The organism is Polynucleobacter sp. HIN8 (genome assembly GCF_030297615.1).
Lineage (GTDB): Bacteria > Pseudomonadota > Gammaproteobacteria > Burkholderiales > Burkholderiaceae > Polynucleobacter.
Genome location: NZ_AP028139.1, coordinates 930,518 through 952,833, shown reverse-complemented (window position 1 = coordinate 952,833; position 22,316 = coordinate 930,518). Strand labels below are relative to the sequence as shown.

The window sequence follows — 22,316 nt, the reverse complement described above, 5'->3', positions numbered from 1 at the left end:
AATGAGCCAAACTCAACACGATCGGCTGCAAAAGTGGATTGATGGGACAAAAACCCAACAAAAGTTAGGCGTTGTTTTTCCACTAAGTCAACCCTCACTCGAGACCGTTGCACATATCATCACCCACAAATTATGCATTCCCGTTTTGATTGGACCGCGTCTCAAGATTGAGCAATTAGCCAATCAGCTGTCAATGAATATGAATGGCATTGAAATAGTTGATACAGAGGATGATCCAATCGCTGCCTCCAAAAAAGCTGTAGAAATGGTCAAGGAAGGTAAATGTGCGGCTCTGATGAAAGGCTCACTCCATACTGAAGAGCTCATGTCTGCCGTGGTCAGTCGCGATGGTTTACGAACCCAAAATCGAATTAGTCACCTCTTCGTTTTTGATATTGCCAGCTATCCTAAGTTATTAGGAATTAGTGATTGTGTAGTTAATATAGCGCCTGATGTTGAGCAAAAGAAACATATCTTGAGAAATAGCCTAGAGGCGCTGGCCAAACTGAAGATCATGGCCCCCAAGGTCGCAATCGTTGCAGCGACCGAAGTCATTAATCCTGCAATGCCAGCCACAACCGATGCAAACCAACTCGTCGAGTTTCATCAAACCAATCCAATTTATCCGGGTGCAATCATTGAGGGACCATTCGGGTTTGATAATGCAATTTCAAGTGTTTCGGCTCAAATTAAGGGAATTCGGTCTTCAGTTTCTGGTGATCCGGACTTAATCCTAGTACCGGATTTACAGGTTGGTAATATTCTTTATAAATCATTGGTGTATCTTGGCGGCGCTGAATGCGCTGGTGTCGTTTTAGGCGCAAGTGTTCCGATCATTCTGACCTCCCGTTCTGACTCCATCTTTTCTCGAATTGCCTCAACAGCCATAGCAATGCAGCTGACTGACCCTTCCTAGATAATGACTATTTAATAACGCATTCATCGTATGTTTAAATTCCTTTCCTCAGAGCCCTTGCACGATCCAGTTCAGGACACCAAGCCAGCCACTGAAATAAAAACAACGACGTGTTACATGTGCGCTTGCCGCTGTGGCATTCGGGCCCATTTACGTGATGGTGAGCTTGTCTATATCGATGGCAATCCAAACCATCCCCTCAATCAGGGAGTCATTTGCGCTAAGGGTGCCTCGGGCATCATGAAGCAGAAGTCACCCGCCCGGATCACGAAACCTCTCTTACGCAAACCTGGTTCAGAGCGCGGTCAGTCGGAGTTTGAGGAAATTTCTTGGGATCAGGCATTTAGTATTTTAGAGAATCGCTTACGAAGCATTCGAGAAACGGATCCCAAAAAATTTGCTTTGTTCACCGGTCGCGATCAAATGCAAGCCCTTACTGGTTTATTTGCTCGTCAATTTGGTACCCCAAACTATGCAGCCCATGGAGGCTTTTGCTCGGTGAACATGGCAGCTGGCATGATTTATACGATTGGCGGTAGCTTTTGGGAATTTGGTGGCCCTGATTTAGAACAAGCGAAGTTATTTGTGATGATCGGAACTGCAGAAGATCATCACAGCAATCCGATGAAGATTGCTTTGTCAAAGTTCAAACGCAATGGCGGTCGATTTATCTCCATTAATCCAGTGCGAACTGGCTATTCTGCGATTGCCGATGAGTGGATTCCGATTAAACCGGGCACTGATGGTGCGCTATTTATGGCATTGATGCATGAGTTGATTATGGCAAATCAAGTCGATCATCCATTCTTAAAGCGCTACACCAATTCATCGCAGCTCGTTTGTCTGGATCCGGGTCCTGAAGAAGGTTTATTTTTGTTTGATCCTGAATCAGATCCAATTAATGCTGATATTCCTCACAATAAGTACATTTGGGATACCAAAAGCAATACTGCGAAAGCATGTTTTGCAAATGATGTCGACCCTGCTCTCTCTGGCGAATATGTGATGGGTCCTGGTCCTCATCAAGGCAAGCGAGTAGCACCTGCATTTGAATTATTACGTCGGCAAGTGAAATCCTGCACACCCGAGTGGGCCGAGAAGATTACTTCCATTCCTGCGGCACGTATTCGTTTACTAGCCAAAGAAATGGCACACACAGCATTTAAGCAATCCTTTGAGCTACCGATTGCTTGGACTGATTCGTTTGGGCAGCAACATACATCGGTAACTGGACGTCCCGTTGCATTTCATGCGATGCGTGGTCTATCTGCCCACTCAAATGGCTTTCAAACTACACGTGCCTTAGCTGTATTAATGACCCTGCTTGGTACCATCGATCGCCCAGGCGGGTTTCGACATAAAGCTCCGTATCCCCGTCAGATTCCTCCCAACATCAAACCGCCCTCTTCGGAAAATGACATTCAGGTGAATACGCCCTTAGCGAAAGCACCGCTTGGTTGGCCAACCCGTCCAGAGGACTTAGCACTTGATCGAGATGGTAAGCCTCTACGAATTGACAAGGCCTATACCTGGGAGCATCCTTTGGCTGCCCATGGCTTAATGCATAACGTGATTACCAATGCGGTCAAAGGCGATCCCTACTCGATTGATACTTTGATGATCTTCATGGCTAACATGTCATGGAACTCCACCATGAACACCATGGAAGTTCGACAGCATCTCAATGCCAAAGATGAAAATGGACAGTTCAAGATTCCATTTTTAGTGATCTGCGATGCATTTCAGTCGGAGATGGTGGCCTTTGCTGATCTCGTACTTCCGGATACAACCTATCTTGAGCGCCACGATGCGATGAGTATGTTGGACCGACCCATCTCAGAATTTGATGGGCCCTGTGATTCAGTTCGCATTCCGGTTTTACCTCCAACCGGGCAATGCAAACCATTTCAAGATGTTTTAATTGAACTTGCATCCCGCTTAAAGTTCCCGGCGTTCACAACAGCGGATGGACAAAGAAAGTTCAAGGATTACCCCGACTTCATTACCAACTTCCAGACGACCCCGGATTCGGGTATTGGATTTTTAATGGGTTGGCGTGGCAAGGATGGTGAGAAAAGTATTCGTGGCGAATCCAACCCTGACCAGTGGGAGCGCTATCAAGAAAATAATTGCGTCTTTCATTACAGCATGCCCCCCGAGCATCAATACATGCGCAATTGGAATCAAGGCTACTTAGACTTTGCCAAAGCCAATGCCCTACGCCAAAAGAATGATCCGATTATTTTGGCGGTGTATTCCGATATTGTTCAACAGTTTCGACTGGCTGCTAAAGGCCAGCGCCCTGGTCGCGTCCCACCTGAGCATCTTAAAGAGCGCATCATTGAGTTTTTTGATCCCTTGCCATTTTGGTATCCACCCTTGGAAGATGCAGTTACTAATTTAGATGAGTTCTCGATCAATGCGATTACGCAACGACCGATGGCGATGTATCACTCCTGGGATTCTCAAAACGCTTGGTTGCGACAAATTCATAGCCATAATTATTTGTTTATTAATGCTGCAACTGCAATTGATCATGGCATTGAGGATGGTGCATGGATCTGGGTGGAATCCCAATGGGGCAAAGTGCGCTGTATGGCGCGCCACACTCAAGCTGTTGAACTAGGAACCGTTTGGACTTGGAATGCCATTGGTAAAGCTGAATCGGCATGGCATCTTGATCCCAATGCGGATGAATCCAAAAAAGGGTTTTTGCTCAATCATCTAATTACTGAGGAGTTGCCCATTAAAACCATGAATGGCACATTTCGAGTGAGTAATTCAGATCCGATTACTGGTCAAGCGGGTTGGTACGATGTGCGCGTCAAGCTTTCACCCGCCGGATCCAGTGAAGATATGGATACGTGGCCAACAGCGCAAGCCAAAGAAGTTCCCGGAATGCTCTTTTCTTCATCCTACGTAAATAAGAGTTCTAATGAGTAAACAACTAGCACTCGTGATTGATTTAAATGTATGTGTGGGTTGCCATGCGTGTGTTACCTCATGCAAGGAATGGAATACTCAGGGATCCGCCGGCCCCATGACCGATCAAGATCCTTATGGCGCGCATCCGAGTGGTACCTTTTTTAATCGAGTTCAAACCTACGAAGCCGGCGTCTTCCCTAAAATGGAGACCGTGCATTTCCCTAAATCGTGTTTGCATTGCGAAGAACCGCCCTGTGTGCCAGTTTGTCCAACCGGAGCGAGCTACAAACGTAAAGAGGATGGCATTGTGCTGGTGGACTATGACAAGTGCATTGGCTGTAAGTATTGTGCCTGGGCCTGCCCTTACGGAGCCCGTGAACTTGATGAAGACCGGCAGGTGATGACCAAGTGCACCTTATGCGTGGATCGTATTTACAGTGAGACCTTACCCGAAGCAGAACGCAAACCAGCTTGCGTTTTGGCCTGCCCAACAAGTGCACGAATCTTTGGTGATGTGCATGATCCACAATCTGAGGCAAGTAAGGTAATTGCCGAACGCGGTGGTTATGGCCTCATGCCTGAATGGCAGACCCAACCAGCGAATCACTACTTGCCACGCTCTATTACCGAAACAATTGCCGCAGTAAAGGCAGAAAACTAATGCATCCCGCTTTCTCACTCGTCTTCTTCACTAGTATGGCTGGCATGGCGCAAGGCATGGTGGTAAGCCTTCTAGTTTTACATCTAGCAGGCGATCCGTTACCCAATCAGTTCATGAACTACCTTGCCTTCCCAATTATCTTGTTGCTACTGGCGGGAGGATTGCTTGCCTCGTTTTTTCATCTAGGGCATCCTGAGCGTGCTTGGCGCGCCATTCTGATGTGGAGAACATCTTGGCTCTCCCGCGAGGTTTTGGTAATGCCTAGTTTTATTGCCCTCACCGTACTAGCCTATATTTATTCTTGGTACTTCAGTGCTATTCCAAATTGGCTATGGGGATTACTTAGTATCTTTGCAATCCTTTTGTGGGTTTGTACTGCCATGATCTACCAATGCATTCGGTTTATTCAGGAGTGGGCGCATCCAATGACCATGGTCAATTTTATTGCCCTTGGATTTGCCTCAGGCTGGTTTTTATTGATGGTTTTATTTGTTATTTGGTCAGCATGGCTTTCGGGTGAAGCCATCGTAACCACTCAAAATATTGCTGGTGTTGCAGGATTTACTGCATTCTTATTATTGTTCTCGCTCACTCTAAAACTCTGGATCTGGAAGCGTAATCGTACCCTCAAACCTAAATCGACTCTGCAATCAGCAACCGGAATCCAACAAACGCCAGTTCGACAAATCTCGATGGGAATGATGGGCGGTAGTTTTAATACCCGAGAATTTTTTCATCAACAGTCGATATTTTTTATTGCTAACGTTCGCAAGCTTGCATTTTTTGGGGCCTATATTATTCCGGTCACTCTGTTGGCGGTTGCCGTAAGCCAGATTAATTTGAATTTAATTGTGATCGCATTTATGGTGCACCTACTTGGCTTAATGGCAGAGCGGTGGTTATTTTTTGCGGAATCAAATCACCCACAAAATCTTTACTACCAGCGAATCGCTTAGGCACCTAGTTCACTGAAGTACTCATGGCATTCAGTATTTAAGGTGGAGATACGCCATTCGATTGGCTCGTCTTCAATTCCAAGAGCAATGCGGCGAATCATAATTACAGGCTCACCAGGTTTGAGATTGAGCCATTCAGCATCTTGCTTACTTGCTGCCCCAGCACGCAATCGCTCACTGGTTCGCGCCACGGATTGTCCGTATTGGGCTTGATACAGCTGATAGATACTTCCCTCGCGATTCTGAAATGCACTGCGTGTCAATGTTGGAAAACGCTCTTTACTAAGCGTGAGTCGATCAACGATCACACACTGCCCATCAAGCGATAAACGATTCACAATTCGCCATACCGGTGAACCCTCTTTTAGTTGAAGTTTTTTTGCCTCTTCACCATTTGCGGTTGCGCTTTGAAACGATACTAACTCGACCTTAGGGTAATTTTTATGATCAGCATCATGCTTGATTACATGAAAGAAATAATATAAAAGACGTTGCTCATCATGCTCAGCAATAAACGTACCTTTGCCTTGACGACGGATTACGATACCTTCGGAGACTAACTCGTCAACCGCTTTACGAAGCGTGCCGATCGATACCTTGAATTCTTTAGCAAATTCTTTTTCTGCTGGCAAGGCTTGGCCAATGAAATAGCGACCATTCACAATATCGCGTGTGATTTTTTGCTTTACTTCTTGATATGCAGTAATCGCTTTCATGGAAGAATTGGTCATCCAATATCTGGATGACCAGCTTAATTACTTAGGCAGATTCATAAAGACGGGTCATTACAAATTCGTTATGACCCAGAATTTCAGCAGCTGTTAGTTCACCATTCGCTGTGCGTAAGAGCGCATCCAATAGTTTTTCTCCTGCTGTATCCATATTTTCTTCACGGCGCAAGATTCCTGAAACATCGACATCAATGTGTTCAGACATTGTACGTACTGTTTTTGGATTTGCGCAGAGCTTAATGACAGGAAGAATGGGGTTACCAATCACATTGCCTTGCCCAGTTGGGAAAAAATGGGCAGCAAATCCTGAGGCAGCGCATAGGGTCACCATTTCGGCAGCGGCCGATGAGGAATCCATAAACCATAAGCCTTTACCAGTCGGCATTTCAGCTTTATCTAACACGCCATCGACCATGCACTTTTTACCAATTTTCTGAATATTGCCAAGTGCTTTTTCTTCAATGGTCGTTAAGCCGCCTGCGATATTACCCTTGGTGGGTTGAGAATCAGAAAGATCGCTGGTTTTATTGCGTTCGACAACGCCTTGGTAACGATCAAACATCATCTTAAACTTCGCCTTAATCTCAGGAGTACGGCAACGCGCTTCGACTAAATGCTCACCGCCTGTCAGCTCGGTTGTTTCGCCAAAGACTAATGTAGATCCAATCTCATAGAGCTTATCAAAGGCATTACCTACTGTTGGGTTTGAGCCGCAACCTGATGTTGTATCAGACTCACCGCATTTTGTGGAAACCCAAAGCTCCGATAAGGGGGCAGAAACGCGCTGCAACTTCGATGCGTGTTTCATAAATTTGTAGGCAGCACGACTTGCATTCGCAATCGTTGTGGTATCGCCATTACCCTCAATCCAGAATCCCTCGACTGGTTTGCCCGATTTTTTAATTCCTTCCACTACTTTGGCAGTCCACTGGGGCTCAATACCGATGACCACCACCGCTGCGACATTGGGATTACATCCTGCACCAATCAAGGTACGGAAATGAAGCTCTAAATCGGCACCAAATTGCAAACGCCCATAGGGGTGAGTAATTTTCACAGTCCCTTTAATGTTATTTGCCACTGCATCGCAAGCAGCATTTGACAGATCATCCAGGGGCATAATGATCACATGATTACGGATTCCCATCCGTCCGTTTTCACGACGATATCCCATAAAGGTCGCTTTTTTTAAATCAATCATTTGTTCTTCTCTCAATTAAAAATAAGTTAATTAGCTAGCCAATCGATTACCAGCGCTTTGTCTTAACGTTTTGCACATGCAAATGTTCGCCCTTCTTAATCGGGGCAACCACCTTACCAATATCTACGCCATATTTAATAACGGTATCGCCAACTTTGAGGTCTTGCAGTGCAATTTTGTGACCGATCGGAATATCGCTCTCTGACTTAATGTTGAGAGTGGTATCGCCTTCCATGACCCAACCCGTTAAATTGGTTCCAGAATTAACGCCCTCGACCACGACAACACCCACTACATCTCCGGGTTCATGTACGACAAAATGAATCATGTTTACTCTCCTTTAAAGATTAACTTATTAATTATTCCAACCGCTTTGAATACCATTCTGAATTTCTTGCAATACCGCTTCATTAACTACAACCCCTAACTTCATTGCCTTCTGGCGAACTGTAAAGCGACGCTGACCAGGTAAGCGCACTCCGGCATCGCTTGCAAATGTATTAATTAAATCGAGTATTCGGTTTCGGTAAATGCCTTTTCCAGGCAAACCAGGATCAATCGTAATGATGAGTTGGCCTAATCGTGGCTTATTGCCCTTCATTGAGAAGAAGCTATCGGCTTCATACGAGTACTGACTTCCTGATAAACCAACTGCGAGTAGTTCAATGATGAGCGCTAATAGCGAACCCTTGTCTCCGCCCAGTGGCACCATTAAACCCTTAAGACCCTCGTTGGGATTGGTCGTGGGCTGTCCGTCGGCGGTCAGGGCCCAACCTAAAGGAATGGATTCCCCTTTTTTCGATGCCACTAGTAATTTGCCGCGCGCTACAGCCGAGAGTGACATATCAATCACCAAGGGATCCTTCCCTTGAACCGGAAATGCGGCAGCAAGCGGATTAGTTCCGAAGACTGCTTTACTGCCACCAGCCATTGGCATCGCAGCAGGAGTATTACCTAACAGAATTGAGATGTATCCTGCCCTAGCAGCAGCTTCAGTGTAGTGCCCTGCAACACCAAAATGATGGGTGTTCTTAATTGCTACCAATCCAACACCATGCTGATGCGCAAGATGTACTGAAAGATCCGTTGCGTACTTCAGCGCCGGAAATGCAAGGCCATCTTGTCCATCAACTAATGCCGCCGCCGATTTATAAGGATGCGTCTTAATGACAGCTTGGGTATTAATGCGTTGATGTTTTGCATGCCCCGAATACTGGGCAACCCGGGCTAGGCCATGAGAGGCCAACCCATCAACCTCTGCTAAGGCTAAAAACAAGGCAGTATCGGCTGCAGCATCATGTTTAACTCCGGCGGCACACAAGCCTTGATAAGCGAGTTGCACCAATTCCTGAAATGAATGACTCACGTATTTTTCTCCAAAAATAGATTCACTTCGCGGGCAATCATATTGCTCACTCGATCATTACTTTCTTCAGTGACACCTGCCACATGTGGCGTCAGAATTAAATTTGGTACCCCAACAAAATGACTAAGATCCTTTGCGGGCTCAACCGCAAAGACATCGAGCGCTGCTCCACCGAGCTTGCCGGATTTCAGAGACTGCGCAAGCGCGAGCTCATCGACAATGCCACCTCGGGCTGTATTAATTAAATAAGCACCCTCTTGCATTTGATCAAGCAAGGCCTGGTTCAATAGACCCTTAGTCTCAGGGAGAAGTGGTAAATGCAGGCTAACGATGTGGCTACTTGCAAGCACTTCGGTCAGCGTCCGCATTGCTACATCTCCGCCTTTTATCGTAATGGAGGACTCTTTGATGATGGGATCGTAGGCAATGCAACGAAGTCCTAGAGCCAATGCTTTCTCTGCAACAACACGACCGATGCTGCCAAATCCAATAATCCCAATGGTTTTGCCAGAAATTTCATGGCATTTAGAGTAAGTCGGTCGGGGCCATTTTCCTGCAAGGGTCTCGGTGCTAGCCTCGCGATACGAGCGCATCAGCGCCATTGCCGTCCCAAGCACATATTCAGCAACAGATTCAGCGTTCGCACCGGTGGCAGGAATCACCCGAATCCCTCGCTCGGCGCAGGCATTTAAATCAATATTCTCTAGGCCTACACCCAAACGACCGACCACCTTCAACTGCTTAGCCCCCTCAACCAACTCCTTAGACACTTTCGTAAGATTGCGCACAATCCAAGCTTGGGCAGCAATCAAGGAATCAGTCATTTGTTTTGGGTCTTGATACGCATCGGGTTGGTAAATAACGGTATGCCGAGCCTTAAGGGTTTCTAGGGCTTGACTGGTAATGAATTCCGAGATGAAAATGGTTGACATATCCATATCATATAGATGACTTAGATTTCTTGCAAGGATTCGGTCATCAAAATCATGTTTAAATGGGTAATAAATAGATAACCAAGGAGATCAGCATGTTCAAAGCAATACGAAATCGCTTCAAGTTTGCACTCGGTCTTATTGCAGTAAGTGCGATTGCATTTACAAGTCCAGGAATTCAGGCGCAGTCCTGGCCTGATAAACCCATTAAATTAATTATTCCTTTTGCTGCAGGAGGAACGACCGACATTATTGGTCGTGTATTGGCTCAGCAGATGACCCCGATTTTGGGTCAAAACGTGATCGTCGAAAATCGTGGTGGTGCCGGTGGAAATATTGGTGCTGAAGCAGTTGCAAAATCCCCTGCAGATGGCTATACCCTCTTATTGGCCTCTGGAAGCATGTTGACGGTTAATCCGCACATGTACAAGAAAATGGCGATTAATTACTCAAGGGATTTCGCTCCAATTTCTACATTAGTGAGTGGCCCCATGATTATTTCGGTCAATCCAAAATTACCAGTCAATAATCTCAATGACCTAATTGCTCTTGCTAAAACAAAGAACTTAAATTTTGGTTCTGCTGGAATTGGTAGCCAAGTGCATTTAGCTGGAGAAAATTTCATTACTGCAGCAGGTATTAATGCGACTCACATCCCATATAAGGGTGAAGCAGCAGCGCTCACTGATTTAATTGCTGGCCAAATTGATTTTTGTGCTTGTAACGTTCCTGCATCGACTGGATTTATCAAGAACGGTCAGATCAAAGCTCTGGCAGTAACCAGTGCTAAACGCCTACCAGCGCTTCCTAATATTCCAACGGTTGCCGAAGCAGCAATACCTGGCTTTGAGAACGTTGGCTGGTTTGCATTAATGGCTCCATCAAATACCCCCAAAGTCATCACCGATAAGATTTATGCCGCTGCAGTAAAGGCAGTTAAGAGCGAGGCGATGCAAAAGAGTCTGGAGCAAAATAGTTTGACTGCGGTACTCAATACCCCCAAAGAACTAGAGGCTCAGATTAATTCAGAATCACTGAAGTGGGAAAAGGTGATCAAGGCGCGTAATTTGACTGCCAATTGATATCAAGTCTCTCCTGGTTGAAGCCCAGTTTATCTGGGCTTTTTTTATGCCTCCACCAAAATCGTTTCACCCGGCTTGACCATACTGAATATCACGGGTTTTTTATCAATTCTTAATTGATCCCCATCCATTTGCACAGCGGTGTAGTAGGAAGTCTCCAGATCACCCTCCTCAGGATAATCCTCCCGGTAGTGGGCTCCTCGAGAGTTCTCACGAACCAAGGCAGCCTCAACAACCGTTTTACTAACCAATAATAGGTTACGTAGATTCATCCAATCCTGCCAGGTCAGATTGAATGCTGGGTTGGTATCACCCACCCCCATGGTTTGCAACATCGCGTCAAGTCGATCCAAGCGCTCACGTGCTGCCACCAAATCATTTTGATTACGTAAGATGCCTACTTGATCCCACATGCAATCGGCTAACTCGTCACGAATGAACTCAATATCGCCTTGGGCTTGCGTGAGCGGTTTGCGATGCATCGCAATACTTTGCTCAATCGATTCTTGATTGGGCTCTAAGAATTCTCGATTGGATACATAGTGCGCCATCGTGTCTCCGGCAATCCCGCCAAACACCGTGGAGTTTGCAACCCCATTACCGCCCAATCGATTGGCACCATGTACACCACCGGTATCTTCACCAGCAGCAAATAAGCCGGGTAAATCGGTACTGGTATCGGCATGAAATACTACGCCACCCATCATGTAGTGAGCGGTGGGAACCACTTCAACCAGTCCGCCCGCTAAATCAAAGCCCGAGTCGGCACACCGTTCAACCATTCCTTTAAATAATTTACGTACATTCTCGGGTCCCAGATGATGCATCTGAATATAAACCCCACCATTTGGACTGACTCGACCAGCACGCATCTCGGAGTAAATCGATCGTGAGACGATGTCACGCGTAGCACGCTCATTGCGCGGATCGTAGTTACCCATGAAGCGCTCTTGATTACCATTTAGGAGATAACCGCCAGCTCCCCGCAAGCCCTCTTCCAGAACCGTTCCGGTCATGCGCGTATCGGGTCCAGCTAACATTCCAGTTGGATGAAACTGCACCATCTCCATGTCACGTAGGACAAGGCCGGCTCGCAAGGCCATGGCTAAACCATCACAGCTTTTATCGCCCGATGGGGTATGGTATTTGTACATGGTGGGGCCGCCACCGGTTCCCAGTAATACTGCCTTGGCACGTACCATCACAAACTGACCAGTGCGCATATTGAGCATCAATACGCCCGCGATTGCCTTGCCATCAGCGCTCTTGATTAACTCAATCGCACGATGCTCTTCTAGGCGATGAATTCCACGAGCCCATACTTGTTCGGCTAGGCGATTAATGATTTCGATGCCAGTAAGGTCGCCCTTGTGGACTGTGCGATCAAAGGTTTGACCAGCAAATGCTTTTTGATGAATCGTGCCATCAGGGTTGCGATCAAAGAAGCAACCTAGCTCATTTTCAAGCTCATGAATTCGTTCAACCGATTTGGTCACCAAGGTCCAAGCCAGTTCTTGATCGGATAGCCACTTACCGCCCTCGATGGTATCCATAAAGTGACGCTCAACCGAATCACCCTCGGCCAGCGCAACGTTGTAGCCGCCTTGAACCATACGGGTGCAACCGCATTTACCCAAGAGGCCCTTCACCGCAATCGTAATATGCAAGTTGGGGTTGGCTTGATGCGCATGCAACGCCGCAAAGAGACCCGCTCCACCGGAGCCAAGAACCAAGATATCGGTCTTGATGGTTTCAATCGATGTCATAGTGCCCTTCTCTCTTTAGACAATACCTAAGCTCTTTAGTACTGCTGCCTTATTGCTTGCAACCTCAGACTTCACTTCTTGATAGATGCTGCCACCATGGCTATCCATGGCCACTAATAAAGGACCAAATTGATTAATCTTGAACTTCCAAAGTGATTCTGGGTTTAGATCATCGAGATCCACATCCTCAATCTGATCAATCCAAGTGGTCTCGAGTGCAGCAGTACCGCCAATAATGGCGAGATAGACACCGCCAAATTCTTGAAAGGCGTTTGCGGATGACTCGCGCAAACCACCCTTGCCCACAATCATGCGTACTCCGTATTCTCGCATCAGGGGTTCTGTAAAGCGCTCCATCCGATCCGATGTGGTCGTACCAATGCAAATTGCTTGATAGCCTGCTGGGAACTCAGGGCTAACTGGTACTTTACGTACATTGGGTGCCGTATGAATCACGGCATGACCTTGCAGATCAAATTTAGTTTTGCGCCCCCGATCAAATAAATGGATTTGGGTCGCATCGCGGATACCAAACAAGGTTTGTTGCAAGGTGACCGTATCGTTAATCCTCAACTTGCGGATATCGCTCTCACTAACTGGGGTTGCGAGGTTGTAATGTGCCATGACCGTCCTTAAAAGCCGTATTCAATGCCACGCGATCCAATCGTTGCACGCGCACGACGTGCCGAATGGCATTGCATATTCACAGCAACAGGGTTCATGGTGATATGCGTTGCTGCTAATTCCACATGGACTGCAAACGCCGTACCATCACCACCAAGTCCCTGGGGGCCAATTCCTAATTGATTGACTGCAGCGCTTAACTCCTTCTCCAACTTAGCACCTTCAGCATCGCTGCAAATGCTACCAAGTGGCCGGGTCGCAGCGCGCTTTGCAAGTGCCACGCATTGGTCGGATGTACCGCCGACGCCGACGCCCACAATAGTGGGTGGGCAGGTTTTGCCACCAGCGTTCACGACACTCTCGATCACAAATGCTTTAACTCCTAAGATTCCTTCGGCAGGAATAGCCATCTTTAAAAATGAATTATTCTCCGAGCCACTTCCTTTGGGAATCATTTCAATCTCAATCACGCCGGGCTTATCCATGAAATCAAGATGAATTGCTGGCATCTCAATACCTGACGAAGTGTGGTTGTTCTTGCGTGTAATCGGATGCACTACCGATGAGCGAAGTGGATACTCTGTTGTGGCTCGCTCGCACCCCTTTCGAATCGCTTGCTTCAAAAGAAGCCCATCAAAATGAACATCGCGACCAATCCAAACGTTATAGATCGGCAAACCGGTGTCTTGACAGAGCAAATTATCTTCTCGTTCGGCCACCGCAATATTCGTGACCATCGTTCCAAGTACCACTTGCGCACGAGCATCACTCTCCTTATGCTTAAGCGTATTGATCCCCTCTTTAATATCGTCCGGTAGTAATTTCAGGGCCCGGATATAAAGTTCTTTGCATGCGTCTTCAACGTGTTGCAGGTTCAATTCCATAGATGATCGATGTTAACGAGAAAGAATTAAAAATAAGGCCCCACAAAGCAAGGAGCCAATCAATGTAACCTGGACCCAGGCCTTACGCAAACCTTTCCAAATACCAAACTCGATGACCAATAAACGAGTGCCGCCGATTAGGTGAAGGGCTAGCAGGGTCACTAAACCCCACTCCCCAAACTTGACCATGGGGTGATCAGTAAATTGCAGATAGCGACCAAGCTCGGCTTCGCCATACAAAGAGCGCGAGAGCAGGAAAAAATGGAGGGGTAAAAAGCAAGCTAGTAAGAGGCCCGAGACGCGATGCAAGTAATACGCAAAGTAAGACCAATGCGCCTTCGTTCGAAAATCAAGTCGACGCCCTACCTGGCTCATGGCGTACCCCACACCACGCCGATGACCGCGGCTGTTCCTAAGATCAAGATGAATGCCGCAAGTAACACAGGAAGTGCTCGAATCAGAAACCCACTTTGGATGTTCTCACGCAGAATATTCGCTAAGCCAATGGGGGCATGAACAAAACAGGCTAGAACAAAGATCTCGTAGAAAAGTGCAAAGGCAAGATTGCCGCGTGTGCGTGCCAAGATTTCCCTGGCGCTTAAACCATCTTGAATGGCGTAATAAATGATAATGAGATGGATTGCGACACACAGTGTGAGCACCATCGCACTGATGCGTTGGTAGTACCAAAGTTTAGCCTGGAGAATGGCGCTGCTGGTCATTACAGCTTGCCCCACTTACTACCTCTCACTGCTGCTCGACCAACCATCTTCTTCAAACCAGCAATTCCTGCAGTTGGCTCAATCTGTTTGGGGCAGCGCTCTGAACAAGTCCCTTGTGTATGGCACGAGTGACAGCCTGCATCACCAGCAACTGCTCGTAAGCGATCGAGTTGCTGAGTATCGCGCTCATCGTTTACAAGGGTCCAAGCACGATTGAGAGCAGCTGGACCTAAATAACTGTCGCGCGCTGAGACCACTTCACACGATGCATAACAAACACCACACCCGATGCACTCAATACCCGCGTTAGCCAGTTGACGTTCTTCAGAATCTGGTTTGACCTGAGCAAAATCATCAAATCGGGTCTTGTCCCCTTTAAAGTAACCGACGGCCTTGCTCATTTTGTCAAAGAACTCGCGCATATCGGTTGCCAGATCTTTGATGATGGGTAAATTATCCAGGGGTGCAATCTCAAGGGTATTTTGATCGGCAATTTTGGCCACATGAGTCCGGCAGGTCCAACGGGCCTTACCGTTGACGGTCATCGCACAAGAGCCGCACATTCCCACACGGCAGGCAAAGCGATAGCTCAAGGTCGGATCAATTTTGCGCTGGATATAGGTCACTACGTCCAATACCGTTTGATTGGCGGCACGCGGCACGTCGTACTCAACGAACTCACCGTCATCGGTGCCCCGCCAGACCTTTACTTTGAGGATGCTTGCATTCATATCCACATTATAGGGATAGACAATAAAAAATAAATCGAATAGTATTTTAATTCAGATAAAAAAATACTTTACGATTAAGTTCATGTCCAGTATTCGGGTTCTTAAAAACTTCATTGCCATTACGCGTCACAGTAGCGTGGCTGCCGCCGCCCGTGAAATTGGCTTAACCCCTGCTGCAGCAGGACAGCAGCTAGCCCAGTTAGAGGCTGAATTGGGGGTAACATTATTTGATCGCAATAAGCGCTCACTGATTCTTAATAATCAGGGCCGCGCTCTAATCGAGCCCATCCAAGACATCCTCTCCCGCTACGAATCCCTTGGAAGTCAGTTTCGAACTGGGCTATCGGGCTCACTCACAGTGGGCGCGCTTGTTTCAAGTTTGATGGGGCAATTTGGCAAAACACTGGATCATTTGAAAGATGAGTATCCTGGCCTTGAACTAAAAATTAGCACAGGACTATCGAGCGACTTCTTGCAGCAGGTGATCGATGGTCTACTCGATGCAGCGATTGTGACGGAGTCCCCCTACGCGTTACCAAAAAGTATTCGCTGGACTTTGTTGTATGAGGAAGCGATGGTTTTGATTTACCCCAAGGGTAAGGATCCATCCAATCTACCCTTCATTCGGTTTGAACCCAAAACCTGGACTGGGGAGCTAGTCGATCGATTTATTCGAGTCAATGGTCTGGAGATACGCAACAGCATGGTGGTTAACTCGGTTGAGGCCATTATTGAATTAGTTCGCCAAGGCTTTGGCTATGCCGTGGTGCCAAAGCTGGCGAATGTCGAGTGGGATAAAGACAAACGCATCGTAATTGCCAATCCACCTCGTAAAACCATTTATCGTCGGGTAGGTCTACTAGAGCGCAAGAACCATGCTCGCACCAAAATTACCAAGGCCATCGAAGAGCAGTTTAGAACCGGAGCTAACTCCGCTCATTAATTAGTCGAGATAGCAGGCGAAGTGAACTACCCGATCGAGATACAAGGGATACTCGGTAATGCCATGATCGCTCCCCTCAATAACTTCATGGTTTGCATTGGGGTAAAAGTCGACCATCTCATGCCAATCAAGCAACTCGTCACCGGTTGCTGCAACTAACAAATAGCGCTCGGGATGCGTTATCTTTTCCACCTGTTGTAGACGCAACTGCTCGACATACTCTGCTCGCCAATCAAAAGGTTCATCGCTGTCATAGGCAGTGAGTTGCCCAACGTAGGGCGCTAACTCCCGAGCGGCTCGTACTGCTGGATTGAGTAACACCGCGCGAGCACTCGGAAACTGTTCAGCTAGGTGGGTTGCATAAAATCCGCCAAGCGATGAACCGATAAAGCTGATGCGTTTAGGTTTTACTGCTGCAATATTGGCCTTAACCATGGCAATTACTTCGCCAGGCGATGGCGGTAGTTGGGGGCAATACCATTGAATTGACTTGCCCTTCTCGACCAAGGATGCAATGGCATCCTTGGTTAACTGGGCTTTTGAGGAGTTCGGTGAAGACCGAAATCCATGTAAATAAACAATCAGCAGATCAGGATGATCGGGCATGGTGCCTTAGTTTGCTTTTTGTCCAATCTCAAAGTTCGCCAGGGTCTCAAGCGCTTTGACCATAGCCGAGTGATCCCATGCTTTACCACCGTGAGCCGCGCATGAATTAAACAACTCTTGGGCAGTCGCCGTATTGGGCAAAGAGACACCAAGTGCTTTGGCGCTACTAAGGGCTAAGTTCAAATCCTTTTGGTGCAACTCAATCCGAAAGCCTGGATTAAAAGTGCGATTGACCATGCGTTCACCATGCACCTCCAAAATCTTTGAACTCGCAAAGCCGCCCATCAATGCTTGACGAACCTTGGCAGGATCGGCGCCAGCTTTAGCAGCAAATAAGAGAGCCTCACCAACCGCCTCAATGTTTAGCGCCACAATAATTTGATTGGCTACTTTTGCAGTTTGTCCTGCGCCATTACCACCCACGAGGTTGATATTTTTACCCATTAGTTCAAAGAGCGGTTTGACTTGATTAAATACCGCTTCGTCTCCTCCAACCATAATCGAGAGCGTGGCGTTTTGTGCGCCAACCTGACCACCAGACACGGGAGCATCGACATAATTGCAACCGAGATCGTTAAGCTTTTTAGCAAACTCTTTGGTCGCAATTGGTGAGATGGAACTCATGTCCACCACACTCTTGCCTTTGCTTATCCCGGAGGCAATGCCGTTCTCACCAAAGAGAACTTTTTCAACATCGGGAGTATCAGGAACCATTGTGAAGATGATGTCGGCATGCTGAGCAACCTCAGCAGGCGTCTTGCACGCAATACCTCCTGCCTTAATGAGTTCCTCGGGTACCTGGCTTCGCGTTGCTAAATAAACCGTATGGCCGCCCTTGATTAAATGACCAGCCATCGGAGAACCCATAATACCTAAGCCAACAAAACCCAATTTCTTTGCACTCATAGCAATCCCTTTGAAAAATAACGTACTAAATTAATTTTAGGAAACCGACTTCAACCAGCCTAAGCCAGCTTCAGTGGTGGTAGCTGGCTTATATTCGCAGCCGATCCAGCCTTGATAACCCAATTGATCAATGAACTTAAACAGATAGGTGTAGTTAATTTCACCCGTACCAGGTTCGTTACGCCCCGGGTTATCCGCTAATTGCATATGCCCAATACGGTTTAGGTATTTTTTGATGGAGTTTGCTAACTCACCTTCCATACGTTGCGCATGGTAGATGTCATATTGCAAGAAAGCGTTATCGGCGCCCACTTCATCGAGGATAGCAATACCTTGAGCAGTGGTTGATAGAAAGAAACCTGGAATATCAAAGGTATTAATCGGCTCAATCAATAGCTTGAGACCATGTTTTTTAAACTCGCCAGCGGTGTACTTCAAATTACTCACAAAGGTGGCGTGCAATACTTTTGGGTCAATACCGGCAGGTGCCTTACCGGCTAGGCAATTCAGCTGACCAACCCCAAGAGCGGTTGCGTATTCGATGGCCTTCGCAACCCCTGCACGATATTCATCAATGCGGTCTGGCAAACAAGCAATGCCCCGCTCACCACCATCCCAATCTCCAGCAGGAATATTGTGTAACACCAATTTCAATTGGTTATGATCAAGCTTGGCTTTGATCTCACTCGCCGCATAGGCATAGGGATAGAGGAATTCGACTGCCTTAAAACCACAAGCCGCTGCTTTGTCAAAGCGCTCCATGAATGGGACTTCGTTAAACAACATCGATAAATTTGCAGCAAACTTTGGCATTCCAATTCCTCTGGTTGAGTTAAAAAAAGACTTATTCTAAAAGACCAGCTGTTACCAAGCCTTCGGTACCAGCGGGATGACGGCAATCAATATCTTCAAACTCGTTGATGTTATTGATCTCGGTGCCCATTGCGATATTGGTCACCTTCTCCAAAATGATCTCAACAACTACGGGCACGCGGTATTCTTTAGCCATCTTCTGCGCTTCAATCAAGGCCTCCTGAATCTTGCCTGGCTGCGTTACGCGCAAGGTTTTGCAACCCAAGCCCTCAACCACCTTACCGTGATCAACGCCATAGCCTTTTAAGTTGTCATCGTGTACGTTGATATTGTCAAAGGCAAGCTGTACGCAGTAATCCATATCAAAGCCGCGTTGAGCTTGGCGAATGAGACCAAGGTAGCTGTTGTTCACCAACACCATGACCAATGGGAGGTGGAACTGAGCACCGACCGCTAACTCCTCAATCAGGAACTGGAAGTCATAATCGCCAGCAAGACCTACCACTGTGCGGGTTGGATCAGCAGCCAACACACCCAGTGCAGCAGGCACTGTCCAACCTAAGGGGCCTGCTTGACCGCAGTTAATCCATTGACGCGCACCGTAAACATGTAAGAACTGACCACCCGCAATTTGGGACAGACCAATCGTTGATACATAAACCGTATCGCGCTTGAATGCTTGGTTCATCTCTTGATATACGCGCTGGGGTTTAATCGGCACATTGTCAAAGTTTGTTTTGCGCAACATCAGGCGCTTGCGTTCTTGGCAACGCGAGACCCAATCGCTGTAATTATTCAGTTTGCCTTTTGCCTTCCACTCTTTCGCTACCTCAACAAAGAGTTCGAGGGCTGCTTTCGCATCAGACACAATGCCGTAATCGGGATTGAATACACGACCAATCTGAGTTGGCTCAATATCCACATGCACAAACTTACGGCCTTTGGTATACACATCGATTGAGCCGGTATGACGATTTGCCCAACGATTACCAATTCCTAAGACAAAGTCGCTAGCCAACATCGTGGCATTGCCATAACGATGGGAAGTTTGTAAGCCAACCATACCAGCCATCAAGGGATGGTCATCTGGAATCGAGCCCCAACCCATCAAGGTAGGAATCACTGGAACGCCAGTGATTTCAGCGAACTCCACCAAAAGATTTGCTGCATCCGCATTAATGATTCCGCCGCCGGCCACAATCAATGGCTTCTCGGCCGACATCAACATCTCCATTGCCTTCTCAATTTGTTTCTTATTAGCAAATGGTTTGTAAACGGGCAATGGCTCATAGGTATCGATATCAAACTCGATCTCGGCTAACTGCACATCGATTGGCAAGTCAATGAGCACCGGACCAGGACGTCCGGAGCGCATCACATGAAACGCTTGCTGAAATACGCGTGGCACCAAGCCGGGTTCACGCACAGTCACCGCCATTTTGGTTACTGGCTTCGCGATGCTCTCGATGTCAACCGCTTGAAAGTCTTCTTTATATAGACGAGCACGTGGTGCTTGACCAGTAATACAGAGGATTGGAATCGAATCAGCGCTTGCAGAGTACAAACCAGTAATCATGTCAGTACCAGCGGGGCCAGACGTACCGATGCAAACACCGATATTGCCAGCCTTAGCACGGGTATAGCCTTCAGCCATGTGCGAGGCGCCCTCAACGTGACGGGCCAAAATATGGGTAATTGATTGACGCTCACGCAATTGTGCGTAGAGCGGATTAATTGCGGCGCCAGGCACACCAAATGCCGTGGTGATACCCTCTTTTTCCATTACCAAAACAGCTGCCATTGCGGCTTTCATGAGTGCCATTGTTGCCTCCTTTTGAATAAGATGGATGAATCATCCTTAAATTGAGGTATTCTGAGAAGTGTGATACCTTAATATCATCTATTCTATTTTGGAATATATATGTTTTATACTATTTAAATCATCGACTTATGGATCGAATTCAAGGCATCTCCTTATTCATACGGGTAGTTGAAACTGGCTCTTTCAGTAAGGCTGCAAGCAGTTTGGGCATTACCCAACCGACGGCCACGAAGCACGTTGCTGCCCTAGAAAAGCGCTTGGGGTCTCTGTTACTCCACCGCAGTACCCGTGGGGTAACCCCCACTGAAATTGGGAAGATCTATTACGAGAAGTGTAAAACGATTATTCATGAGGTTGAGGATGCTGAGAACCTTGCGGGTCTGTTGCAATCTGAGGTGCAGGGCAAACTCAATATTAGTAGCTCGGTAGCCTTTGGTCGACGTGTTTTAACCCCACTGGTCTTGAGATTCATGCAAGAGCATCCTCAGTTGCAGGTGAGCCTCAATTTAGATGACCGCTACATTAATTTGGTCGAGGAAGGTGTTGACCTCGCCATTCGGATGGGGCGATTATCCGATTCCAGTTTGGGTGCGCGCTTTTTGGGTCTTAATCCCTGGGTCCTTGTTGCTACCCCTGAGTACCTCATGCAAGCTGGTACACCTTCGATTCCCAGCGATTTGAGTCGTCACACCGCACTGATTTACAGCTCCGTTCAAGGAGACCATCGCTGGCAATTTACAGGTCGCGACGGCTCGAACAAGTCCATTCAAGTGCAAGGCCCCCTCTACACTAATAATCTTTCAGCACTTCTATCGGCCACCAGACAACATCTCGGTATTGCTGCCTTACCTTGGTACGTGGCCCATACCTCGGTTCAAAGTCGTCACCTCAAACCCCTCCTCGAGGATTGGACCATGCCCGCTCAAGAGATCCATGCGGTCTATAGCTCACCACGACTTCTGACCAGCAAGGTCAGTAAATTAATCGATTGGCTGGCAGGTCAATTTAAGGGAAACTGGTGGGCTAGAGAAATCGGGTCATAATCACTTGGTAATCATCAACCATTAATCAAAATCATGAATTTATTAACACGCACCACAAAAAATTTTGCAGTCCTCGTTTTAAGTATTGGGTTTTCTTGCACAACCCTTGCCCAAACCAAGCCAGCAGTGGTTGATCCCAACAAGGCGCCCATTGCAGCAGCTGGTATTGATGAGGTCTATCAGTTAGTGGATGCAGTGGTTACTAAGGTGGATAGCAAAACCCGCACCGTGACCTTAAAAGATAAGGACGGTACGGTCACTAATTTTGTAGCCGGCCCGGAGATTAAAAACTTTCCTCAAATTAAGGTGGGTGATCGCCTCACCGTCACCCATGAACTAGCGGTTGTGATTGAGTTGCTCAAAGTGAACAACCAAGGCATTCGTAGCGAAGTGCAAACCACCAGTCAAACTTCTGCTCCACTTGGTAGTAAGCCTGCCTCTGTGATTTCGAACACCACGACCATTATTGCCACCGTGATTGGCATTGATCGCCAGAAACTGACAATTTCAGTGAAGGGTCCTAAAGGTAAGCCAGACATCTACCGCATCAAGAATGCCGCCTTACTCAAAGACATTGCGGTGAACGATGAGGTCAAGATTGTTTTATACGATGCAATGGCGGCTTCATTTACCGCTCCCGCTCCGGCTGCTGCCCAGAAAAAATAAAAGTATTCATAAAGGAGTCA

General features: G+C 47.2%; 23 protein-coding genes. 8 read left to right on the top strand and 15 right to left on the bottom strand.

Annotated features, from left to right (window positions below; genetic code table 11):
* Window position 1: 1 nt before the first annotated feature.
* Genes QUE65_RS05075 through QUE65_RS05060 form a run of 4 tightly spaced genes read left to right on the top strand, consistent with a single transcriptional unit; the run spans window position 2 to window position 5,458 of the window.
* Window positions 2-916: a bifunctional enoyl-CoA hydratase/phosphate acetyltransferase gene (locus QUE65_RS05075; RefSeq protein WP_286282300.1), complete on the top strand. Its 915-nt coding sequence runs from the start codon at window positions 2-4 to the stop codon at window positions 914-916.
* Between the two features lie 30 nt (window positions 917-946).
* On the top strand, window positions 947-3,859 hold the full coding sequence (locus tag QUE65_RS05070) for a molybdopterin oxidoreductase family protein (protein WP_286282298.1): 2,913 nt from the start codon (window positions 947-949) through the stop codon (window positions 3,857-3,859).
* Window positions 3,852-4,502 carry a 4Fe-4S dicluster domain-containing protein gene (locus QUE65_RS05065; RefSeq protein ID WP_286282296.1) on the top strand — a complete coding sequence of 217 codons (651 nt, stop codon included), beginning with the start codon at window positions 3,852-3,854 and terminating at the stop codon, window positions 4,500-4,502. The genes QUE65_RS05070 and QUE65_RS05065 overlap by 8 nt, the downstream gene beginning before the upstream one ends.
* Entirely contained in the window at window positions 4,424-5,458 is a 1,035-nt protein-coding gene (locus tag QUE65_RS05060; RefSeq protein ID WP_286282294.1) for a dimethyl sulfoxide reductase anchor subunit family protein, read from the top strand. Before QUE65_RS05065 ends, QUE65_RS05060 begins: the two co-directional genes overlap by 79 nt.
* Here QUE65_RS05060 and QUE65_RS05055 read toward each other — a convergent pair.
* Genes QUE65_RS05055 through QUE65_RS05035 form a run of 5 tightly spaced genes read right to left on the bottom strand, consistent with a single transcriptional unit; the run spans window position 5,455 to window position 9,688 of the window.
* Entirely contained in the window at window positions 5,455-6,174 is a 720-nt protein-coding gene (locus QUE65_RS05055; protein WP_286282292.1) for a GntR family transcriptional regulator, read from the bottom strand. The genes QUE65_RS05060 and QUE65_RS05055 overlap by 4 nt on opposite strands.
* A gap of 43 nt (window positions 6,175-6,217) precedes the next feature.
* A complete protein-coding gene (locus tag QUE65_RS05050) occupies window positions 6,218-7,390 on the bottom strand; it encodes a UxaA family hydrolase (protein ID WP_286282290.1) in 1,173 nt (390 codons plus the stop codon).
* Window positions 7,391-7,436: 46 nt separating this feature from the next.
* Window positions 7,437-7,718: a UxaA family hydrolase gene (locus QUE65_RS05045; protein ID WP_215372389.1), complete on the bottom strand. Its 282-nt coding sequence runs from the start codon at window positions 7,716-7,718 to the stop codon at window positions 7,437-7,439.
* A gap of 27 nt (window positions 7,719-7,745) precedes the next feature.
* On the bottom strand, window positions 7,746-8,756 hold the full coding sequence (locus tag QUE65_RS05040) for an Ldh family oxidoreductase (protein ID WP_286282287.1): 1,011 nt from the start codon (window positions 8,754-8,756) through the stop codon (window positions 7,746-7,748).
* A complete protein-coding gene (locus QUE65_RS05035) occupies window positions 8,753-9,688 on the bottom strand; it encodes an NAD(P)-dependent oxidoreductase (RefSeq protein ID WP_286282286.1) in 936 nt (311 codons plus the stop codon). Before QUE65_RS05035 ends, QUE65_RS05040 begins: the two co-directional genes overlap by 4 nt.
* A gap of 95 nt (window positions 9,689-9,783) precedes the next feature.
* On the opposite strand from QUE65_RS05035, the gene QUE65_RS05030 reads away from it, so the two are divergent.
* Window positions 9,784-10,770 carry a Bug family tripartite tricarboxylate transporter substrate binding protein gene (locus QUE65_RS05030; protein ID WP_215372384.1) on the top strand — a complete coding sequence of 329 codons (987 nt, stop codon included), beginning with the start codon at window positions 9,784-9,786 and terminating at the stop codon, window positions 10,768-10,770.
* Window positions 10,771-10,814: 44 nt separating this feature from the next.
* Here the strand turns inward: QUE65_RS05030 and QUE65_RS05025 are convergent, their stop codons facing one another.
* From QUE65_RS05025 to QUE65_RS05000, 6 genes are read right to left on the bottom strand one after another with little or no spacing between them, the layout of a single operon-like run.
* Window positions 10,815-12,536 carry an L-aspartate oxidase gene (locus tag QUE65_RS05025; protein WP_286282285.1) on the bottom strand — a complete coding sequence of 574 codons (1,722 nt, stop codon included), beginning with the start codon at window positions 12,534-12,536 and terminating at the stop codon, window positions 10,815-10,817.
* 15 nt (window positions 12,537-12,551) lie between these two features.
* Entirely contained in the window at window positions 12,552-13,160 is a 609-nt protein-coding gene (locus QUE65_RS05020; protein ID WP_286282282.1) for a fumarate hydratase C-terminal domain-containing protein, read from the bottom strand.
* Between the two features lie 8 nt (window positions 13,161-13,168).
* Window positions 13,169-14,044: a fumarate hydratase gene (locus QUE65_RS05015; protein WP_286282281.1), complete on the bottom strand. Its 876-nt coding sequence runs from the start codon at window positions 14,042-14,044 to the stop codon at window positions 13,169-13,171.
* A gap of 12 nt (window positions 14,045-14,056) precedes the next feature.
* Window positions 14,057-14,419: a succinate dehydrogenase, cytochrome b556 subunit gene (sdhC, locus tag QUE65_RS05010; protein WP_286282280.1), complete on the bottom strand. Its 363-nt coding sequence runs from the start codon at window positions 14,417-14,419 to the stop codon at window positions 14,057-14,059.
* Window positions 14,416-14,766, bottom strand: a complete 351-nt coding sequence (locus QUE65_RS05005) for a succinate dehydrogenase (RefSeq protein ID WP_286282279.1) — start codon at window positions 14,764-14,766, stop codon at window positions 14,416-14,418. Before QUE65_RS05005 ends, sdhC begins: the two co-directional genes overlap by 4 nt.
* A complete protein-coding gene (locus QUE65_RS05000; RefSeq protein ID WP_286282278.1) occupies window positions 14,766-15,497 on the bottom strand; it encodes a succinate dehydrogenase/fumarate reductase iron-sulfur subunit in 732 nt (243 codons plus the stop codon). Before QUE65_RS05000 ends, QUE65_RS05005 begins: the two co-directional genes overlap by 1 nt.
* An 82-nt stretch (window positions 15,498-15,579) precedes the next feature.
* Between QUE65_RS05000 and QUE65_RS04995 the strand changes: the two genes are divergently transcribed.
* The gene (locus QUE65_RS04995; protein ID WP_286282277.1) at window positions 15,580-16,440 is read left to right on the top strand and encodes a LysR family transcriptional regulator; all 861 of its coding nucleotides are present in this window, start codon (window positions 15,580-15,582) and stop codon (window positions 16,438-16,440) included.
* On the opposite strand, the gene QUE65_RS04990 is transcribed toward QUE65_RS04995, so the two are convergent.
* From QUE65_RS04990 to gcl, 4 genes are read right to left on the bottom strand one after another with little or no spacing between them, the layout of a single operon-like run.
* Complete coding sequence (locus QUE65_RS04990; RefSeq protein WP_286282276.1) at window positions 16,441-17,046, bottom strand: YqiA/YcfP family alpha/beta fold hydrolase; 606 nt, start codon at window positions 17,044-17,046, stop codon at window positions 16,441-16,443.
* A gap of 6 nt (window positions 17,047-17,052) precedes the next feature.
* Window positions 17,053-17,952, bottom strand: a complete 900-nt coding sequence (glxR, locus tag QUE65_RS04985) for a 2-hydroxy-3-oxopropionate reductase (protein WP_458574770.1) — start codon at window positions 17,950-17,952, stop codon at window positions 17,053-17,055.
* Window positions 17,953-17,988: 36 nt separating this feature from the next.
* Window positions 17,989-18,765 (bottom strand): hydroxypyruvate isomerase, encoded by a 777-nt coding sequence (hyi, locus tag QUE65_RS04980; RefSeq protein ID WP_286282275.1) that lies wholly within the window; start codon window positions 18,763-18,765, stop codon window positions 17,989-17,991.
* 31 nt (window positions 18,766-18,796) lie between these two features.
* Window positions 18,797-20,587, bottom strand: a complete 1,791-nt coding sequence (gcl, locus tag QUE65_RS04975) for a glyoxylate carboligase (RefSeq protein WP_215372366.1) — start codon at window positions 20,585-20,587, stop codon at window positions 18,797-18,799.
* A 128-nt stretch (window positions 20,588-20,715) separates the two neighbouring features.
* Here gcl and QUE65_RS04970 point away from each other — a divergent pair, with 128 nt between their 5' ends.
* Both QUE65_RS04970 and QUE65_RS04965 read left to right on the top strand, forming a co-directional pair.
* The gene (locus tag QUE65_RS04970) at window positions 20,716-21,630 is read left to right on the top strand and encodes a LysR family transcriptional regulator (RefSeq protein WP_286282274.1); all 915 of its coding nucleotides are present in this window, start codon (window positions 20,716-20,718) and stop codon (window positions 21,628-21,630) included.
* 33 nt (window positions 21,631-21,663) lie between these two features.
* Entirely contained in the window at window positions 21,664-22,296 is a 633-nt protein-coding gene (locus tag QUE65_RS04965; RefSeq protein ID WP_286282273.1) for a hypothetical protein, read from the top strand.
* Window positions 22,297-22,316: the final 20 nt, after the last annotated feature.

Excerpts from the sequence above, each read along its gene's own strand:
- QUE65_RS05000 (WP_286282278.1), bottom strand. The coding sequence starts at position 15,497 with ATGAATGCAAGCATCCTCAAAGTAAAGGTCTGGCGGGGCACCGATGAC.
- QUE65_RS04990 (WP_286282276.1), bottom strand. The coding sequence starts at position 17,046 with ATGCCCGATCATCCTGATCTGCTGATTGTTTATTTACATGGATTTCGG.
- QUE65_RS04965 (WP_286282273.1), top strand. The coding sequence starts at position 21,664 with ATGAATTTATTAACACGCACCACAAAAAATTTTGCAGTCCTCGTTTTA.
- QUE65_RS05020 (WP_286282282.1), bottom strand. The coding sequence starts at position 13,160 with ATGGCACATTACAACCTCGCAACCCCAGTTAGTGAGAGCGATATCCGC.
- hyi (WP_286282275.1), bottom strand. The coding sequence starts at position 18,765 with ATGCCAAAGTTTGCTGCAAATTTATCGATGTTGTTTAACGAAGTCCCA.
- QUE65_RS05050 (WP_286282290.1), bottom strand. The coding sequence starts at position 7,390 with ATGATTGATTTAAAAAAAGCGACCTTTATGGGATATCGTCGTGAAAAC.
- QUE65_RS04995 (WP_286282277.1), top strand. The coding sequence starts at position 15,580 with ATGTCCAGTATTCGGGTTCTTAAAAACTTCATTGCCATTACGCGTCAC.
- gcl (WP_215372366.1), bottom strand. The coding sequence starts at position 20,587 with ATGGCACTCATGAAAGCCGCAATGGCAGCTGTTTTGGTAATGGAAAAA.
- QUE65_RS05060 (WP_286282294.1), top strand. The coding sequence starts at position 4,424 with ATGGCAGACCCAACCAGCGAATCACTACTTGCCACGCTCTATTACCGA.
- glxR (WP_458574770.1), bottom strand. The coding sequence starts at position 17,952 with ATGAGTGCAAAGAAATTGGGTTTTGTTGGCTTAGGTATTATGGGTTCT.
- QUE65_RS04970 (WP_286282274.1), top strand. The coding sequence starts at position 20,716 with ATGGATCGAATTCAAGGCATCTCCTTATTCATACGGGTAGTTGAAACT.
- QUE65_RS05070 (WP_286282298.1), top strand. The coding sequence starts at position 947 with ATGTTTAAATTCCTTTCCTCAGAGCCCTTGCACGATCCAGTTCAGGAC.
- QUE65_RS05075 (WP_286282300.1), top strand. The coding sequence starts at position 2 with ATGAGCCAAACTCAACACGATCGGCTGCAAAAGTGGATTGATGGGACA.
- QUE65_RS05035 (WP_286282286.1), bottom strand. The coding sequence starts at position 9,688 with ATGTCAACCATTTTCATCTCGGAATTCATTACCAGTCAAGCCCTAGAA.
- QUE65_RS05045 (WP_215372389.1), bottom strand. The coding sequence starts at position 7,718 with ATGATTCATTTTGTCGTACATGAACCCGGAGATGTAGTGGGTGTTGTC.
- QUE65_RS05015 (WP_286282281.1), bottom strand. The coding sequence starts at position 14,044 with ATGGAATTGAACCTGCAACACGTTGAAGACGCATGCAAAGAACTTTAT.
- QUE65_RS05030 (WP_215372384.1), top strand. The coding sequence starts at position 9,784 with ATGTTCAAAGCAATACGAAATCGCTTCAAGTTTGCACTCGGTCTTATT.
- QUE65_RS05055 (WP_286282292.1), bottom strand. The coding sequence starts at position 6,174 with ATGAAAGCGATTACTGCATATCAAGAAGTAAAGCAAAAAATCACACGC.
- QUE65_RS05065 (WP_286282296.1), top strand. The coding sequence starts at position 3,852 with ATGAGTAAACAACTAGCACTCGTGATTGATTTAAATGTATGTGTGGGT.
- QUE65_RS05025 (WP_286282285.1), bottom strand. The coding sequence starts at position 12,536 with ATGACATCGATTGAAACCATCAAGACCGATATCTTGGTTCTTGGCTCC.
- sdhC (WP_286282280.1), bottom strand. The coding sequence starts at position 14,419 with ATGAGCCAGGTAGGGCGTCGACTTGATTTTCGAACGAAGGCGCATTGG.
- QUE65_RS05005 (WP_286282279.1), bottom strand. The coding sequence starts at position 14,766 with ATGACCAGCAGCGCCATTCTCCAGGCTAAACTTTGGTACTACCAACGC.